General features: G+C 67.0%; 19 protein-coding genes. 10 read left to right on the top strand and 9 right to left on the bottom strand.

What is annotated here, in order from left to right; all coding sequences use genetic code 11:
- The 4 genes from murI to M3498_07330 all read left to right on the top strand — a co-directional run.
- On the top strand, nt 1-849 hold an 849-nt coding region (gene murI, locus M3498_07345; GenBank protein MDQ3459099.1), incomplete at its 5' end, for a glutamate racemase.
- Nucleotides 791-1,504 (top strand): ribonuclease PH, encoded by a 714-nt coding sequence (gene rph, locus M3498_07340; GenBank protein ID MDQ3459098.1) that lies wholly within the window; start codon nt 791-793, stop codon nt 1,502-1,504. The genes murI and rph, both read left to right, overlap by 59 nt.
- Nucleotides 1,501-2,142, top strand: coding sequence for an RdgB/HAM1 family non-canonical purine NTP pyrophosphatase (gene rdgB, locus M3498_07335; GenBank protein MDQ3459097.1), 642 nt, complete (start codon nt 1,501-1,503; stop codon nt 2,140-2,142). The genes rph and rdgB overlap by 4 nt, the downstream gene beginning before the upstream one ends.
- A 214-nt stretch (nt 2,143-2,356) precedes the next feature.
- The gene (locus M3498_07330) at nt 2,357-3,289 is read left to right on the top strand and encodes a tetratricopeptide repeat protein (GenBank protein MDQ3459096.1); all 933 of its coding nucleotides are present in this window, start codon (nt 2,357-2,359) and stop codon (nt 3,287-3,289) included.
- Between the two features lie 36 nt (nt 3,290-3,325).
- On the opposite strand, the gene glpX is transcribed toward M3498_07330, so the two are convergent.
- The 7 genes from glpX to hisF all read right to left on the bottom strand — a co-directional run bounded on the left by glpX (nt 3,326) and on the right by hisF (nt 8,197).
- Nucleotides 3,326-4,303 (bottom strand): class II fructose-bisphosphatase, encoded by a 978-nt coding sequence (gene glpX / locus M3498_07325; GenBank protein ID MDQ3459095.1) that lies wholly within the window; start codon nt 4,301-4,303, stop codon nt 3,326-3,328.
- A gap of 120 nt (nt 4,304-4,423) precedes the next feature.
- Entirely contained in the window at nt 4,424-4,999 is a 576-nt protein-coding gene (locus tag M3498_07320) for an acetyltransferase (protein ID MDQ3459094.1), read from the bottom strand.
- Nucleotides 5,000-5,016: 17 nt separating this feature from the next.
- Nucleotides 5,017-5,667, bottom strand: a complete 651-nt coding sequence (gene hisIE / locus M3498_07315; protein ID MDQ3459093.1) for a bifunctional phosphoribosyl-AMP cyclohydrolase/phosphoribosyl-ATP diphosphatase HisIE — start codon at nt 5,665-5,667, stop codon at nt 5,017-5,019.
- Nucleotides 5,668-5,723: 56 nt separating this feature from the next.
- A complete protein-coding gene (locus tag M3498_07310) occupies nt 5,724-6,851 on the bottom strand; it encodes a PLP-dependent transferase (GenBank protein ID MDQ3459092.1) in 1,128 nt (375 codons plus the stop codon).
- Nucleotides 6,844-7,185, bottom strand: a complete 342-nt coding sequence (locus tag M3498_07305; protein ID MDQ3459091.1) for a type II toxin-antitoxin system PemK/MazF family toxin — start codon at nt 7,183-7,185, stop codon at nt 6,844-6,846. The genes M3498_07310 and M3498_07305 overlap by 8 nt, the downstream gene beginning before the upstream one ends.
- A 3-nt stretch (nt 7,186-7,188) precedes the next feature.
- Entirely contained in the window at nt 7,189-7,410 is a 222-nt protein-coding gene (locus M3498_07300; GenBank protein MDQ3459090.1) for a hypothetical protein, read from the bottom strand.
- 22 nt (nt 7,411-7,432) lie between these two features.
- Nucleotides 7,433-8,197, bottom strand: a complete 765-nt coding sequence (gene hisF, locus M3498_07295) for an imidazole glycerol phosphate synthase subunit HisF (protein ID MDQ3459089.1) — start codon at nt 8,195-8,197, stop codon at nt 7,433-7,435.
- A gap of 94 nt (nt 8,198-8,291) precedes the next feature.
- Between hisF and M3498_07290 the strand changes: the two genes are divergently transcribed.
- Together M3498_07290 and M3498_07285 are read left to right on the top strand one after the other, a co-directional pair.
- Complete coding sequence (locus M3498_07290) at nt 8,292-8,597, top strand: nucleotidyltransferase domain-containing protein (GenBank protein ID MDQ3459088.1); 306 nt, start codon at nt 8,292-8,294, stop codon at nt 8,595-8,597.
- Nucleotides 8,587-8,958: a HEPN domain-containing protein gene (locus tag M3498_07285; GenBank protein ID MDQ3459087.1), complete on the top strand. Its 372-nt coding sequence runs from the start codon at nt 8,587-8,589 to the stop codon at nt 8,956-8,958. Before M3498_07290 ends, M3498_07285 begins: the two co-directional genes overlap by 11 nt.
- A gap of 17 nt (nt 8,959-8,975) precedes the next feature.
- Here M3498_07285 and M3498_07280 read toward each other — a convergent pair whose 3' ends face one another.
- The gene (locus M3498_07280) at nt 8,976-10,229 is read right to left on the bottom strand and encodes an RsmD family RNA methyltransferase (protein MDQ3459086.1); all 1,254 of its coding nucleotides are present in this window, start codon (nt 10,227-10,229) and stop codon (nt 8,976-8,978) included.
- 101 nt (nt 10,230-10,330) lie between these two features.
- Between M3498_07280 and M3498_07275 the strand changes: the two genes are divergently transcribed.
- The 4 genes from M3498_07275 (at nt 10,331) to M3498_07260 (ending at nt 14,718) form a co-directional block, all read left to right on the top strand.
- A complete protein-coding gene (locus tag M3498_07275; GenBank protein MDQ3459085.1) occupies nt 10,331-10,828 on the top strand; it encodes a hypothetical protein in 498 nt (165 codons plus the stop codon).
- Nucleotides 10,829-11,214: 386 nt separating this feature from the next.
- A complete protein-coding gene (locus M3498_07270) occupies nt 11,215-12,747 on the top strand; it encodes an ABC transporter substrate-binding protein (protein ID MDQ3459084.1) in 1,533 nt (510 codons plus the stop codon).
- A gap of 52 nt (nt 12,748-12,799) precedes the next feature.
- The gene (locus tag M3498_07265; protein MDQ3459083.1) at nt 12,800-13,726 is read left to right on the top strand and encodes an ABC transporter permease; all 927 of its coding nucleotides are present in this window, start codon (nt 12,800-12,802) and stop codon (nt 13,724-13,726) included.
- Between the two features lie 98 nt (nt 13,727-13,824).
- Nucleotides 13,825-14,718, top strand: coding sequence for an ABC transporter permease (locus tag M3498_07260; GenBank protein MDQ3459082.1), 894 nt, complete (start codon nt 13,825-13,827; stop codon nt 14,716-14,718).
- 91 nt (nt 14,719-14,809) lie between these two features.
- On the opposite strand, the gene M3498_07255 is transcribed toward M3498_07260, so the two are convergent.
- On the bottom strand, nt 14,810-15,685 hold the full coding sequence (locus tag M3498_07255) for an ABC transporter permease (GenBank protein ID MDQ3459081.1): 876 nt from the start codon (nt 15,683-15,685) through the stop codon (nt 14,810-14,812).
- Nucleotides 15,686-15,744 lie beyond the last annotated feature (59 nt).

The following is a 15,744-nucleotide window of genomic DNA, read 5'->3' as shown; positions in this document are numbered from 1 at the left end:
GGCGTCTTCGACTCCGGTGTGGGTGGGCTGACGGTCCTCAATGCGCTCAGGCGGGCCTTGCCCTTTGAGAACTTCATCTACCTGGGCGACACCGCCCGCGTGCCCTATGGGGGCAAGCCCCTGGAGATGGTCAGGGACTTCGCCGCGGAGATCGCCGCCCTGCTGCTGGCCAGAGGCGTCAAGGGCCTCGTCATCGCCTGCAACACCGCCTCGGCGGCGGCCTTGCCGGGGCTCGCGGACAGCTTGCCCGTGCCCGTCTGGGGCGTGGTGGAGCCGGGCGTCACGGCGGCGCTCAGGGTGGCGGCGGGGGGCAGGGTGGCGGTTTTGGGCACCGAGGGTACGGTGCGGTCGGGGGCCTACCAGTCGAGGCTCGAGGCGCAGGGTCTTATGACTTGGGCGCGCGCCTGTCCGCTCTTCGTGCCTATCGTCGAGGAGGGCGTGTCGGACGGGGCCATCGCCCGGCTCGTCGCCGAGCACTACCTGAGCGACCGGCCGAGGCTTAGCGCCGCCATTCTGGGCTGCACCCACTACCCCGCCCTGAAGCCCATCCTCCGCGAGGTCTTTGGCCCCGAGGTCGCCCTGGTGGACTCGGCCGAGGAGACGGCGGCGGTGGTTGCCGGGGACTTGGCGCGGCTGGGGCTGGGGCGGCCGGCGGGGGCGGGTACGGCCGGGCATGGTTGGGTCAGGCACCTCGTCAGCGGCGACCTGCCGAGCTACCTTCACACGGCCGGGCGCCTGGGCGCGCCCGCGGGAGCCGCCGAGCGGGTTAGGCTGGGGCAGGGGAGAGGGCATGAGGCAGAACCGACAGCCGCAGAGCATCAGGCCGATCACCGTCACGCCCGGCTATAGCCGTCACGCCGAGGGCTCGGCCCTGGTCGAATGGGGCCACACCAAGGTCTTGGCGACGGTGACCATAGAGGCCAAGCTGCCGCCGCACCTGCGCAACAAGAAGGGCCAGAAGGGCGGCTGGCTGACGGCCGAGTACGCGCTCCTGCCGCGCAGCACCCAGGAGCGCACTCAGCGCGAGCGCCTCTACGCCGGGGGCCGCACCCAGGAGATCCAGCGCCTCTTGGGCCGCGTCCTGCGCAGCGTCACCGACCTGACGCTGTTTGCCAACCAGACCCTGACCATCGACGTGGACGTGCTCGAGGCCGACGGCGGCACCCGCTGCGCGGGCGCCCTGGCGGCCTACGCGGCCATGCACCACGCCGCGGGGCGCCTGGTCGCGGCGGGCAAGCTGAGCGAGTGGCCGCTTCTGTACGAGCTCGGCGCGGTCAGTGTGGGCGTCGTGGACGGTACTACGCTGATCGACCTCGAGTACAGCGAGGACGTGGTCGCCGAGGTCGACCTGAACGTGGTGGCGACCGCCGACGGTCAGCTCGTCGAGGTCCAGGGTGGCGGCGAGACCGGGCCGGTCGAGGCCGAGCGTTACGTGCAGCTCGTGGCGGCGGGCGTCACGGCGGTGCAGGACATCTTGAAGACGGTGAGGCCGATGCTCAGGTGAAGCTGGCCCTCGCCACCGCCAACCCCAAGAAGCTGCTCGAGCTCCAAGAAGCCGTCGCCGCCCTGGGCGCTGAACTCGTCGCGGCGAGCGATCTTGGCATCAGCCGCTTTCCGCCCGAGGACGGCAGCACCTACCAGGCCAACGCCCGGATCAAGGCCGAGTTTGTCGTGTCGCGGACGGGCCTGCCCAGCCTGGCGGACGACTCGGGCCTCGAGGTCGCGGCGCTCGGCGGCGCGCCCGGCGTCCTCTCGGCGCGCTTCGGCGGCGCGCTCACCGACGGCGAGCGCGTGGCCTACCTGCTCGACAGGCTGGGCGGCGTGCGGGGGGAGGGGCGGCAGGCGAGGTTCGTGTCGAGCCTCGTCCTGGCGACGCCGGGCGGCGCGGTCTACGCCTTTGAGGGCACCTGCGCGGGCGAGATCTTAGAGGAGCCGCGGGGCGCGGGCGGCTTCGGCTACGACCCGGTCTTTTACGCTTGTGACCTCGGCCGCGGCTTCGGCGAGGCGAGCGCGGCGGACAAGCGGCGGGTCAGCCACCGCGGCCGCGCCGTCCGGGCCTTCCTGGCCTGGGCGGCGACGCTGGAAGGGCAGCGGGCGCTGCGGCCCGACAGTGAACCCGACCTGACAGTGAACCCGACCTGACAGGAGACCCATTCCAAGAGGGCTACAATACGGGCCATGACCAGGCGCTTTTAGCCTGTGGCCTGCTCGTGAAGCCCCGCGACATCCGCTGCTCACGCTTTTCATGCGCTTCTTGCGTCTAATCGCCTTTTGAGGGGCTGTTTCGGGGCTATAGCCCCGTCCGTTCTCAGGTCAGTTCTTGCAAAAGTTCTTATGGAGGTCCAGGTTGAAGTATTTGTCGAAGGTTATCACGCTGGTTTTGGCTGTGTTCCTGAGCACGGTGACCGCTCAGGCGACCGCCCAGGTGACTGCTCAGGTGACTGCGCCCACGGGCACGTCTGCCATGCCGGAGCGCATCACCACCGGCTCGAGCAGCCTGCAGGGCGAGGCCCGCGAGGCCCTGGCGCGCGCCGAGGGCGTGGCCCAGGAGGCCCTCAGGCTCTACGAGCGCCACAACGTCGACTTCGCGCTGTGGCGCCAGGCCATCGCCGCGGGCCAGCGCGCCCAGCGCCTCGCGCCGGACGAGCCCGCGCCGCTGCGCTTTCTGGCCGAGGCCTATTCGGTCACGCTCTTTTACGCCCGGGCCTGGGACCTGTGGCAGCGCTATGAGGCCGCCGGCGGCCACCTCGACGAGGACGCCCAGGCCATGCTGGCCGTGTCCGGCAGCCAGCTCGCCTACAGCCGCTACGCGGCGGGTGACTTAGACGGCGCGCTCGACCTCTACCTGCGGGTGATCGGCTACGCGCCGGACAACCTCGAGGCCCACGTCTGGGCGGGCAGGATCTTACTCGAGCTGGGCCAACCTGACAGCGCCGCGCACTACTGGGAGGAGGTCTTGCGCCTCGACCCGAGCGACGCCCGCGCCGAGTATTTTCTGGCGCTCGCCCGCGACCAGGCGCGCTGGGGCGTCGCGGCCACCACCGCCTTTTACGAGGGCGTGCGCCTCTACGAAGCGGGCGACTTGCGTCAGGCCCAGCTTCAGTTCGCCCGCGCCGGCGAGAGCAACCGCGGCTTCACCGAGGCCTGGGCCTGGCTCGGCCGCAGCTATTTCGAGCAGGGCAGCTACCGTGACGCGCTCACCTACTACCGCCGCGCCGCCAACCTGGCGCCCGACAACGAGACCTACCGCTACTTCGCCCAGGAGTCCGAGCGGCGCATGCGTGAGTAGCGGGGTCGGGTTTCAGGGGTTGGTAAAAACCCCGCCCTAGATCTGGATGGTGACTCTGGCCCCTTCGCCCAAGAGGTGGATGGTGTCGGTAAAGCGCAGGACGCGGGTCTGGTAGCCGGCCGAGACGGAGTGGGTGCGGGCGCCGTCCTTGAAAAAGCGCACGCCCTTAAGGATGTCGCCGTCGGTGATGCCGGTGGCGCTGAAGACGATGTTCTCGCCGGGCGCCAGGTCCTCGGTGAGGTAGACGGTCTCGGTGTTGGCGCCCATCGCCTCGAGCCGCTTTTGCTCTTCGTCGTTGCGGGGTTTGAAGCGGCCCTGGATCTCGCCGCCCAGGCACTTGAGCGCCGCCGCCGCCAGGACGCCTTCGGGCGCGCCGCCGGTGCCCATCACCGCGTGGACGCCGGTGCCGCGCACCGCCGCAGCCAGGGCGGCGATCACGTCGCCGTCGCCGATCAGCTTGACCCGCGCGCCCGCGCGCCTCACCTTCTCGAGCAGCTCCTTGTGGCGTGGCCGGTCCAGAATCACCACGGTGAGGTCTTCGACCCGCCGGTCTAAGCTCATGGCGACGGCGCGCAGGTTGGCCGCCACCGGCCAGGTGATGTCCACCTTGCCCTTGGCGGGCGGGCCCACGATGAGCTTTTCCATATAGGTGTCGGGCGCCTTGAAGAGGCCGTCCTTTTCCGACATGGCGATCACCGCCACGGCGTTGTTGACCATGCGCGCGGCGATGCCCGTGCCTTCGACCGGGTCCACCGCGATGTCCACCGGCCAGGCGCCGCCCTCGGCCTTGCCGACCTTCTCGCCGATGTAGAGCATGGGCGCCTCGTCGCGCTCGCCCTCGCCGATGACGATCTCACCGTCGATGTCGAGCTCGTTTAAGACCCGGCGCATCGCGTCGACGCCCGCCTGATCGACCAGATCGGAGTCGCCCTTGCCCGAGACGCGGCTGGCCGAAATAGCGGCCTGCTCGGTTACCCGGACGGTGTCGAGCACCAGTGCGCGTTCCATATCCATACCTTGCCGCCTTTCTCACAGCTTCTTTACAACTTCAAGTCATTCTTGCACGGGACGGGAGGCCGTGTGGCGTCTACGCGGCAGGTATACAACGCGTCGAGTCCGGCGGGCGGGAACCGGCTAGGAGGGTGGCGCGAGCCTCTTGATGATCCTGGCGGGGTTGCCGCCGACGACCGCCCCGGCGGGCACGTCTTTCGTCACCACTGCGCCCGCAGCGACGATGGCTCCGCCGCCGACGGTGACGCCCGGGTTGATCACGCAGCGCCCGCCCAGCCAGACGTCGTGCCCGATAGAGACCCCTTTGCCCAGCTCTGGCCCGGCGGCGCGCTCGGCCGCGTCCAGGGGATGGGTCGCGGTGTAGACATGCACCCCCGGCCCCATCATGCAGCGGTCGCCGATGCGCACCTCGCAGACGTCCAGGACCACGCAGCCAAAGTTGGCGTAGAACTTGCTGCCCACGTGGATGTTGTAGCCGTAATCGCAGTAAAAGGGCGGCTCGATAAAGCTCCCGGCGCCGACGCTGCCGAAGAGCTCCGTAAGAAGCGCCAGACGCTCGGCCTGCTCGCTCTCCGAGAGGCCGTTGAGCCGCCGGGTCAGGCGTCTGGCACGTTCGCGCTCGAGGACGAGTTCGGGATCCGAGGCGTCGTAGAGCTCGCCGGCGAGCATCTTGGCCTTTTCGCTGCGCGGAGGTCTCATCTTGGAGGTCATAGCGCTTAGCGGCCTTGCATCGCCTGGTGGCGCTCGGCGAGCTTGGCGGCCACCTCGCCGCCCGTCACGCCCGATTCGCGGAGCAGCAGCACGAGGTGAAAGAGCAGGTCGGCGGCCTCGTCTACGAGCTCGCCGCTGTTGCGCTCGAGCGCCGCCACCACGGTCTCGCCCGCCTCCTCGACGACCTTTTGCGCGATGCGGCCGAGACCCCGCTCGTGCAGCGAGGTGACGTAGGAGCCCTCGGGCAGGTCGCGCAGGCGCGCGGCGATGACCCCTTCCAGGAGGGCCATCACCTCGCCCAGAGAGGGGGGCTGAGCCTCGCCCACGCCGCGGTAGAAGCAGGAGCGCTCGCCGCTGTGGCAGGCCGGGCCGGTCTGCTCGACGCGGTAGAGCAGCGCGTCGGCGTCGCAGTCGTAGCGCAGCTCGGTGAGCTTCTGGACGTTTCCGCTGCTGGCGCCCTTGCGCCAGAGTTCGTTCCGCGAGCGGCTGAAGTAGTGGGCCTCTTTCATTTCCAGCGTCTTCTCGACCGCCTCGCGGTCCGCGTAGGCCAGCATCAGCACCTCGCCGCTCTTGGCGTCCTGGGTGACGACGGGAACCAGGCCGCGCTCGTCGAAGGCGAGGTCGGGAAGCGTGGGGTCGAGACGGGACTCGTTCATCTGCTCAGTCTACCGCGCCTCAAAGAAAGGGGACGCTGCTTGAGCGAGAGCGCTGCTTAGCCGAGCGCCCCGTCCAGGTCGGCGATGAGGTCGTCCGCGTGCTCGAGGCCGACCGAGAGCCTGAGCAGGTTGGGTGGCGTCTGCGAGTCCGGCCCCTCGACCGAGGCGCGGTGCTCGATCAGGCTCTCGACCCCGCCCAGGCTGGTGGCGCGAGTGAAGAGGGTGACGCGCGCCACTACTCGCATGGCCGCCTCGGCGCCGCCCCGCAGCTGCACCGACAGCATGCCGCCGGAGAGCGCCATCTGCCGCTCGGCCAGCGCGAACTGCGGGTGGGACGCCAGGCCGGGATAATGCACCGCCTCCACCCCCTCGTGCCTTTCTAAAAACTCCGCGACTCGCAGGGCATTGTCCGAGTGGCCGCGCATCCTATAGGGCAGGGTGCGGACGCCGCGCAGGGTCAGCCAGCAGTCGAAGGGCGAGGGCACGGCGCCTTCGCTGCCCTGCAGGAGGCGGACGCGTTCGAAGACCCCATCCTTGCGCCCGGCGACGACCGCGCCGCCCAGGACGTCGCTGTGGCCCGAGAGGTACTTGGTGGTGGCGTGGACGACCAGGTCCGCGCCGAGCTCCAGGGGCCGCTGGCCCATGGGGGTCGCCCAGGTGTTGTCGCAGGCGAGCAGGAGACCGTGGTCCCGAGCGAGTCCGGCGACGGCGGCGATGTCGGTGAGCTGCAAGAGCGGGTTGGAGGGCGTCTCGAGCCAGATCAGCCTCGTCCTGGGCGTCAGCGCCGCCCCGACCGCCCCCAGGTCGCCGCTGTCCACGAAGGAGACCCCCAGGCCCCAGGGCGCTAAGACCTCGCGCAGGAGCTTGCGGATGCCGTGGTACATGTCCAGGGGCGCGACGACGTGGTCGCCGGGGAGAAGCGCCCGAAAGACCGCCGCCGCGGCCGCCGAACCCGAAGCGAAGGCTGCCGCGGCCTCGCCGCCCTCCAGGGCCGCCAAGCAGGTCTCGAGCGCGCTGCGGTTGGGGTTGTCCGTCCGGGTGTAGACGTAGCCGCGCGGATACGACCCGTCCGCGTCGCGCTCGAAGGTGGTGGAGAGGTGGATGGGTGGGGTGACGGCGCCGGTGGCCGGGTCGGCCTCGCCCCCGGCGTGGACGGCGAGGGTCTCCAGTTTTCGTTCAGCCATCTTTTTCGCAGCCTCTCCAGAGCGTCTCGAGTGTCCTTCTCACGGTAGTCCAGTCTTCGTCAGTTAGGCGGCCGAGCGTGCGCTTCACGAGGTGCTTTTCCAATGTGGTCAATTTGTGCAGCCGCACGGTCGAGGGGAGAAGCAGCCCGGCCTCATGCCAATTCGTGAGCTTTACGTCACAAGCTTCCCCGGCTTCCCGACTGGTCACCCGGGCCACCAAAAGATCGGGATCGCCGGTGTCGAGAAGCACTAGGGCAGGACGCTGTTTTGCCCGCACACCGTCGCTGAACGGAAAGGCCAACAAGACAAGCATACCTGCCGCATACGTCGCCATAATTCAGTCTAAGGTGTCGTAGACAGCGTCGGCCTCGCTGTAGCCCGCCAAAAACTGCTCTTGGCTTAGCTTTGACCACGCCTGTGCTTCGGCCCGATCCCCTGCTTCCTCGACGAGAAGGAGGAAGCGAGCCGACAGGCCCGGCTTGAGAAGTCTGGCAATCTCCTCAGGCAGCTCGAGATGGCCTTCTCGCGTGACCCTGACGGGAGCTTCGTAGGCTTTCATGGGGCCAGTGTAGCATGCCGACTTATAGCCGCACGTGTACCCCACCTTGTGCCAAGGCCTCCTTGACCTGGGCGACGCTGTACTCTCCGCTGTGAAAGATGCTGGCGGCCAGGGCGGCGTCGGCCTCGCCGCGGGTAAGCACCTCGAGCATGTGCTGTGGCCCGCCCGCCCCGCCCGAGGCGACGACGGGGATGTCCACCGCTCTTGCCACCGCGCGCGTCGCCTCAAGGTCGTAGCCCGCCACGGTGCCGTCGGCGTCCATGCTGTTTAAGACGATCTCACCCGCGCCGAGTTCTTGCCCTTTGACGGCCCAAGCGATCAGGTCGAGTCCCGTGTTCTTGCGGCCTCCGGAAACGTAAACTTCCCAGCCCTTGCCGCCCACGCGCCGCTTGGCGTCGATGGAAAAGACCACTGCCTGCGAGCCGTAGTGGTCGGCGGCCTCTCTCACCACCTCGGGACTAGCGACGGCGCCGGAATTCACCGACACCTTGTCGGCCCCGGCCAGGAGCAGGGTGCGGAAGTCCTTAAGCGTCCTCACCCCGCCGCCGATGGTGAGCGGCATAAAGCACGCTTCGGCGGTTCTGGCCGCGACCTCGAGGATGAGCTTGCGGCCCTCGTGAGTGGCGGTGATGTCGTAAAAGACCAGCTCGTCCGCGCCCTGCGCGTCGTAAAGCTTGGCGAGCTCGACCGGGTCGCCCATGTCGCGGTGATTTTCAAAGAACTTGACGTTTTTGACGACGCGGCCGTTTTGCACGTCCAAGCAGGGGATGATGCGCTTGGTTAACACCCTTAGATCATACTTCCTGGTGACTTGGATGATAGCTGATCTGCGCGTTCCACGGGGTGAGGGACTAGGTAACGAGGTACGCTAGAATGGGTGCGTGAGGCTCGAGATTCAAAGCGCCCTGGACGAGGTGGTCGCGGCCATTGTTTCAGGCTGGAGGCCCCACAAGGTGATTCTCTTCGGTTCCCATGCCTACGGTGAGCCGGGGCCGGACTCGGACGTGGACCTTGTGGTGGTACTGCCGACTGAAAACCCTCTGGAGACGGCTTGCGAAATCGCGGGGCGCATTCCACATCCCCTGCCGCTTGATATCTTGGTGCGAACACCCGAGCAAATCGCGGATCCCAAAGACCTCATCTCCTGGCTCGCGCAGCATAAGGGTATGCTGCTTTATGCCGCTTGATGTAGCCCCCTGGATTGAAAAGGCTGAAGAGGATTGGCGCGTCGTGAACCTCTTGGTTGAGAGAGGAACAGCGTGGGGTGCAGTGGCATTTCATGCCCAGCAATGTGCAGAAAAATATCTCAAGGCGTTACTTATTACTCAGGGCAACATTCCTCCTAAAAGTCATGATTTGGTTGTGCTGGCTAGATTGACGAGCTTTAGTTGGAATCACGAGGTGCTGGCTAGACTTTCAACCTACGCCGTTGCCTCGCGCTATCCTGAAGCTTTTTTGGGTGAAGCTGAGGGACGGTGGAGTCTCGAGCAACTCGAGCAGCTCCGTCCTCGTTTGAGGGAGCTACTCGGCCTCGAGCCGCCGGGCTGAAGGCTCGCGCCGCGCGGTCAACGCGTCAGCAAGGACAGGATCTCGACGTGGTGCGTCTGCGGGTAGAAGTCGTAAGGTTGGGCGAGCTCGAGCCCGAAACCCGCCGCCGTGAGGTCGGCGACGTCCCTCGCCCAAGTGGCGGCGTCACAGGAAACGTAGATGAGCCGCCTCGCTTTCGAGGCGGCGATGGTTTGCCGCACCCCCTTGGCGAGACCGGCCCTGGGCGGGTCTACCGTGATGAGGTCGGCTTCGGGAATGTCTTGGAGCTTGCGAACGTCGCCCCTTACAAAGTCGACGTTGCCGATCTCGAGCCGCCTGACGTCCTGGATGCCCCGCTTGATGCTGTCGATGTCGAGCTCGATCGCCGTCACCCTCTCGAAGGTTCTTGCCAAGTGCATGGCGATGATCCCGCTGCCCGCGTAGAGGTCGACCGCGTGCTCGCCCCCTCCGGCGATCTCCGAAAGCCGGCCGAAGAGCAAGCCGGCCGCCGGCGGGTTGGGCTGGGCGAAGGAGGTGGCGCTCACGCTCACCTCGAAGGAGCCGTAGGTCTGCAACAGGAGGCGCTGCCCGGCCAGCTTCCGGATGCCGCGCCGGAAGCGGCCGCGCGCGTCGTAGCTGGCGTGGCTGACGCCGCGGATGCCCGCCTCTACCAGCGCGTCGGCCAAGGGCTGAAAATGCCTGGGGCCGCGCTCGCCGATCAGGCAGAGGACGAGGTCGCCCCGACTGTTGCAGCGCCAGGCGAGCTCGAGCACGCCCGGTGGCGCCCCCTGGTCGCGCCAGGTCTCGGCCCACAGGCGCCAGCCCGCGTTGATGCTGTCGTGGGCGACGGGGTCGCGCTCCAAGACCACCACCTCGCGGCTCTCCGGCCGGCGGTAGCCGAGGCCGCCGACGGTCAGCGCCGGCTGCACGGCGTGGCGGTAGCCCCAGGGCGCGGGGGCGGGAACCGTGGCAGGAATGTCCGCCTCGAGCTTGGCAGCGCGCTTTAGCGCGTCGGCGACGACCTCGCGTTTGAGGTCTAGCTGCCGCTCATAGCGGATAAAGCCGTAGTCGAGGCCGGGATGCGCGCTCGCCGCCACCCGGTCGGGGCTGGGCGACAGGGCGTCCTTCACCCGGCCCTGCAAGACCCCGGACCTTTCGGTGAGTTCGGCCTCGACGACCTCGCCGGGCAGGCCGCCCCTCACCAAGGCGACGCGGCCGCTCTCCAGGCGGCCCAGGGCGAGACCGCCGTGGACCATCTGGGTGAGCTCGAGGCGAACCGTCATAGCCGTCATAGCCGTCATTCTACCCGTTCCCACCCGGCTGCCCTCAGCCGCCGTCCGGATTCCCGTCCAGACCACAGGCCACGGCGCGCCGGGTTTGCTATACTAAGATTGTGACCAATCGCTCGCTTCAGGAAATTATCGAACTCGTCATCTTCGGCCTGATCGCACTGCTCGTCGGCCTCGCGGTGCTCTGGGTGACGGGCTGGATCTTCAGTCTGCTCGGCTCGCTCTTCATGATCGTGGCCTCCTTCGTGTGGACGCTCTTGCGCTTTATCCTGCCGGTCGTCGTGATCGCGGCGGTTATCTACCTGATCGTCCGCTACGCGACGAGGGGCCAGCGCCGTTCGGCCTCGTCTACGCGCGCCGCGCCGCGCCCGCCACCCATCAAGACGATCACCGAGCCGGCCGTGACGGAACCGTCGACCGCGCCCAGGGCTGCGGAGCCGCTGAGAGAATCGGTCAGCACCGAGCCGAGAACGGTCGAGGCCGAAGCGGTCCCGCGCCCGGCGCCCACCGAGTCCCCCAGCGACCTCTCCCCCAGCGACCTCTCCTCCAACGATCTCGAGGCGCCCGCGCGGCGCGACCCCAAGGAGCCGGGCGAAGGCTGACCGGCCCGGCGCCCGCCCGAGGGGCGCGGGCGATGTCATCCTCCTGAGGCCGGACGTCACGCCTGATCCCTGCCTGCTCCTCGTGGTTCCGGCCCGGGTTTTCAGGGGACAGCCCCCAGCGCGCCGCCGAGTTGGCCGTGCGCGTCTCCTCCTGGACCGTCGGCCGGAATCTTGACAGCGGGTCTTTCATCGCCATATTATGGCCCGAACTGTGGTATCTTTTCCGACCGCTAGAGGCTTCTAAAGCCATAGCGGTTCTGCCCTTCTTTTGGTAGGGCCGAGGCAACGTTTGGACGAGAGCCCAGCCATGCAGAAGCGTTATGATGGCAATTTCATGATGGAGGTAAGGTGTGAGAAGTTTACGGTATATACTGACGATCTTTGTGATGGCTCTCCCTCTCGGCGTCGCGTTCAGTGTCGCGCAGAGCGACAACAGCTTGCGCCTTGCGACCGACGAGGACTGGGAGACGCTCGACCCGGCCTACGCGGCGGGGGTGCAGACCGGCGCTATGGTCGCCAAGCTCTTCGACGGCCTGATGCGCTACGACTACGACAGCACCGAGGTCGTTCCCAATCTGGCCGAGTCCTACGAGGTCAACGACGACGCGACGGTCTTCACCTTCGCGCTTCACGAGGGGGTGCGCTTTCACGACGGTTCCGAGCTGACCGCCGAAGACGTCAAGTACTCGTTCGAGCGCATCGTCGATCCGGAGACCGCCAGCCCGGTCAACTGGGTCTTGCAGGACGCGAACATCGTCGGCACCCAAGCTTTCATCGACGGCGAGGCTGACGAGATCGGTGGTATCGAGGTGCTCGACCCGCGCACCATCAGGATCAGCCTCGACGCGCCTTACGCGCTCTTCCTCTTTCACCTGGCCATGCCCGCCACGCACGTGGTGCCGCAGGCGGTGGCGAGCGAATTGGGTGACCAGTTCTCTTCCAACCCCGTCGGCACGGGACCGTTCAGGCTGGTCGAGCGGGTGCGCGACTCGAGCCTCAGCTTAGCGGCCAACGAGGACTACTTCGTCGGCCCCCCCCAGATCGACGGCGTAGAGTACCGCATCATCACCGACCCGCTCATCACCTGGCAGGAGTTCACGGTCGGCAATCTGGACGTGTCTGGCGTGCCCGACGCCCTCTTTAACGAGATCACCGAGGACCCGCAGTACGAGGAGATGATCGAGACCACCCCGGAACTCGCCGTCTTCTACTGGGCCTTGAATCAGCGCTTCGAGCCCTTCCAGGACGTGCGGGTGCGCCGCGCCATCGCCATGGCGATCGACCGCCAGGCGATCCTCGAGGGACCCTACAACGGCAAGGACCTGCTCGCCAACTCCCCTATACCGCCGGGTCTGCCCGGCTATGAGGATCTGCTCGGCATCGAGTACGACCCCGAGGGGGCACGGCAGCTCCTCGCCGAGGCCGGCTATGAGGGCGGCTTCTCGCTCACCATCTGGTCGAGCCGCTCGCCCACGACCATTGCCGTCAACGAGCTCATCCAGTTTTTCCTGAGCGAGGTGGGCATCAGCGCCGACATCAATCAGGTCGACTTCGGCACCCTGATCGACGCGGCCATCGCCGGCACCGCGCCCGCCTTCCTGCTGTCGTGGTACGCCGACTACGCCGACGCCTACAACTTCTTGCACCCGCTCTTCGTCGCCAGCAACGCGCAGCGCTACGGCTACGAGAACCCCGAGGTGACGGCGCTCGTCAACGAGGCGGCCGGCACTCCCGAGCTTGCGGACCGCATTCCTCTCTACCAGCAGGCCAACCGCCTCATCGCCGAGGACGTGCCCGTGGTTTATCTTCGCTACCCCGTGTCCTACTACGCGGTGCGGCCGGGGGTCGAGGGCATCTTGAACCACCCCATCTTCAACGCCGACAAGTTCATGCTGGTGAACCTAGCGAGCCAACCATAGCACCTCTGAGCCGGGCAGAGGCCTCTGCCCGGCAGCTTATCTTGCCCTAGCCGTGCTGACCTATATCGTTCAACGTCTGCTGCTGGCGATCCCCGTCATCATCGGAGTGAGCCTGCTCACCTTTATCCTGATGATCCTGGCGCCGGGCGACCCGGTGCAAAAGCTCCTGGGGCAGCGCGCCAGCCCCGCGACCGTTCAGGAGCTGCGGGCCCGCCTCGGACTCAACGACCCGCCTTTGCAGCAGTACCTGCGCATCATGGGCAATGTGCTGCGGGGGGATCTGGGCAACTCCGTCATCACCCGGGAACCCGTCAGCCGCGAGCTGCGGGCGCGCTTTCCCGTGACGCTCAGGCTGGCGCTCCTGGCCGTGCTCTTCGCCAGCCTCATCGGCATCCTGGTCGGCGTCATCTCAGCCATCTACCAAAACAGCCTGATCGACCGCGTGGCCATGTTCTTGACCCTGACCGGGATCAGCGTGCCGGTGTTCTGGTACGCGCTCATCGCCATCTTGCTGGTCATTTTCCAGTGGCGCTGGGTGCCGCAGACGGGCATCGGCGACGGCAGCCTCCAGTACTATCTCCTACCCGCCTTCGTCCTGGGCACGCGCGCGGCCGCCTTTATCGCCCGCATCACCCGCTCGTCGATGCTCGAGGTCATCCGCCAGGACTACATCCGCACCGCTCGAGCCAAGGGCCTCAGTGAACGCATCATCATCTATAAACATGCCTTTCGCAACGTGATGATTCCAGTCGTCACCGTGATCGGTCTCGATCTGGCCTCGTTTATCGACGGCGCCTACCTCACCGAGTACGTCTTCAACATTCCGGGGCTGGGCCGCTACGGCCTCGTCGCGCTCCTAAACCGCGACCTGCCGGTCATGATCCCCTTGGTCATCTACACCGCGACGCTCTTTATCGTCGCCAACTTGCTGGTCGATCTGCTCTACGCCGCCATCGATCCGAGAATTCGCTATGACTGAATACCTCTGCACTGACGCTGAAGCCAGCTTCAACGTCAGGGTGAGCGGAGCGAGGACCCGCCGGTGAGCGACCTTGCGCGGGCGGCTAGGGGCCGGTCATGACCGGCGTGAGCGCCCAGCAAGCCGAGGTGGTGTCAGGGGATAAGCCGACTTCGGCGCTGAACCTGGCCTGGCAGCGTATCAGACGCGACCCCGGCGCCCTGCTGGCAGGCTTTGTCATCTTGCTGTTTATCTTCGTTGCGGCCTTTGCGCCGCTGCTCGCCCCCTATGACCCGACCGTGCCGGACCGCGCGGTCGGGTTCCGCACGACGCCGCCGAGTCCGGAGCACCTTTTGGGTACGGACCGGGCCGGGCGTGACGTATTATCACGGCTCATCTACGGCGCGCGGATCAGCCTCATGGTCGGCTTTGGGTCGCAGCTCCTGTCGCTCTCGCTCGGCATCGTCTTTGGTCTCCTGGCGGGTTACTTCGGCGGCTGGACCGATACGCTGATCTCGCGGTTCATCGAGGTCCTGCAGGCCTTCCCGAGCCTACTTTTTATCATCGTCCTGTCGGTCTCCATCGGTCCAGGGCTGCTGACGGCGTATATCGCCCTAGGTATTGTGGGTTGGGCAAGCGTGGCGCGCATCGTCAGAGGTGCCTCGTTGAGCCTCAAAAGCGCCGAGTACGTCGAGGGCGCGAGGGCCCTGGGCGCAAGCAATGGCCGGCTCATCTTTTTTCACATTCTGCCCGGCATCCTGCCCAGCCTGATCGTCATCTATACCATCGGCGTGGGCGGGGCCATCATCGGCGAGGCGACGCTGTCCTTTCTCGGCTTGGGCGTCAGGCCGCCTACGCCCTCCTGGGGTCAGATGATCGCCGACGGCCAGAGCTTCCTGACTTCGGCCTGGTGGATGAGCGTCTTTCCAGGCCTGGCGATCGCCATCGTCGTCATCGCCTTTAACTTTCTCGGCGACGCCTTGCGCGACGCCCTCGACCCGCGCATGCGCTGAGGTGGCACCACCGACCTTCTTTTTAAACCGCTGTAACCCAAGCCAAATCGCACCGGGGGCGGGCTCGCGACGGGCGGCGCAGGTCGGTGGTCTAGTGGCGGCCCCTCGGGTCGAGCGCGTCGCGCAGGCCGTCGCCGACGAGATTGAGGGCCAAGACGGTGATGACGATGGCCAGACCGGGGAAGGTCACGGCCCAGTGGGCGTCGCGGATAAAAGGCCGGGCGCTGTTTAACATGCTGCCCCACTCGGCCGTCGGCGGTTGCGCGCCGAGGCCCAAGAAGCTGAGGCCCGCCGCGGCCAGGATGGCCCCGGCCAGCGACAGCGTGACCTGGACGATCACGGGGCTGAGCGAATTGGGCACGACGTGCTTGAACATGATGCGCAGGTCCGAGGAGCCCGCCGCGGTGGCGGCGGCCACGTAGTCCTGCTCGCGCACCGTCAGGACGGCCGAGCGAGCGATGCGGGCAAAGGCGGGCACGTTCGCCACGCCGACGGCGATCATCACGTTGGTCAGGCTGGGCCCCAAGGCGGCGACGATGGCCAGGGCCAGCAGAAAGGCGGGCAGGGCCAGCAAGATGTCCACGAAGCCCATGAAGAGGCTGTCGAGAAAGCGGCCGTAGAAGCCCGCCAAGAGGCCCATCAGGCCGCCGATAGCGAGCGCGATGCTGACCGAGAGAAAGCCGACCTGGAGCGAGACGCGGCCACCGTGGATGATCCGGCTCAAGAGGTCGCGGCCGAAGTGATCGGTGCCCAAGAGGTGCTCGGCCGAGGGCGGCTGGAGGCGGTTGCGGAGGTTTTGGCTGTTGGGGTTGTAGGGACTGATCTGGTCGGCAAAGACGGCCGCGAAGATGATGAGCGCCAGGGTCACCGCGCCGAAGATCGCTCTCGGGTTGCGGCGCAGACGGCGCATGGCGGGGCTGCTCAAGAAATTCGTGGTGCGGGGGCCGGGCGAGGTCGCGCTGGTCATCTGCTGGTCATCTCAGGTCCTCGTTGGTAACGGGCTCATGCATGGCTGGCTTATGCACG

The sequence above is a fragment of the Deinococcota bacterium genome (assembly GCA_030858465.1).
Taxonomy (GTDB): Bacteria; Deinococcota; Deinococci; order Deinococcales; family Trueperaceae; genus JALZLY01.
The sequence above is the reverse complement of the archived record's forward strand: the minus strand, read 5'-3'. Positions and strand labels throughout refer to the sequence as shown.

Coding starts and splice junctions, on each gene's coding strand:
- M3498_07305 (MDQ3459091.1), bottom strand. CDS start 7,185: ATGGCGACGTATGCGGCAGGTATGCTTGTCTTGTTGGCCTTTCCGTTC.
- M3498_07320 (MDQ3459094.1), bottom strand. CDS start 4,999: ATGAGACCTCCGCGCAGCGAAAAGGCCAAGATGCTCGCCGGCGAGCTC.
- M3498_07255 (MDQ3459081.1), bottom strand. CDS start 15,685: ATGACCAGCGCGACCTCGCCCGGCCCCCGCACCACGAATTTCTTGAGC.
- glpX (MDQ3459095.1), bottom strand. CDS start 4,303: ATGGATATGGAACGCGCACTGGTGCTCGACACCGTCCGGGTAACCGAG.
- hisIE (MDQ3459093.1), bottom strand. CDS start 5,667: ATGAACGAGTCCCGTCTCGACCCCACGCTTCCCGACCTCGCCTTCGAC.
- M3498_07270 (MDQ3459084.1), top strand. CDS start 11,215: ATGGCTCTCCCTCTCGGCGTCGCGTTCAGTGTCGCGCAGAGCGACAAC.
- M3498_07260 (MDQ3459082.1), top strand. CDS start 13,825: ATGACCGGCGTGAGCGCCCAGCAAGCCGAGGTGGTGTCAGGGGATAAG.
- M3498_07285 (MDQ3459087.1), top strand. CDS start 8,587: ATGCCGCTTGATGTAGCCCCCTGGATTGAAAAGGCTGAAGAGGATTGG.
- M3498_07310 (MDQ3459092.1), bottom strand. CDS start 6,851: ATGGCTGAACGAAAACTGGAGACCCTCGCCGTCCACGCCGGGGGCGAG.
- M3498_07280 (MDQ3459086.1), bottom strand. CDS start 10,229: ATGACGGCTATGACGGTTCGCCTCGAGCTCACCCAGATGGTCCACGGC.
- M3498_07300 (MDQ3459090.1), bottom strand. CDS start 7,410: ATGAAAGCCTACGAAGCTCCCGTCAGGGTCACGCGAGAAGGCCATCTC.
- rph (MDQ3459098.1), top strand. CDS start 791: ATGAGGCAGAACCGACAGCCGCAGAGCATCAGGCCGATCACCGTCACG.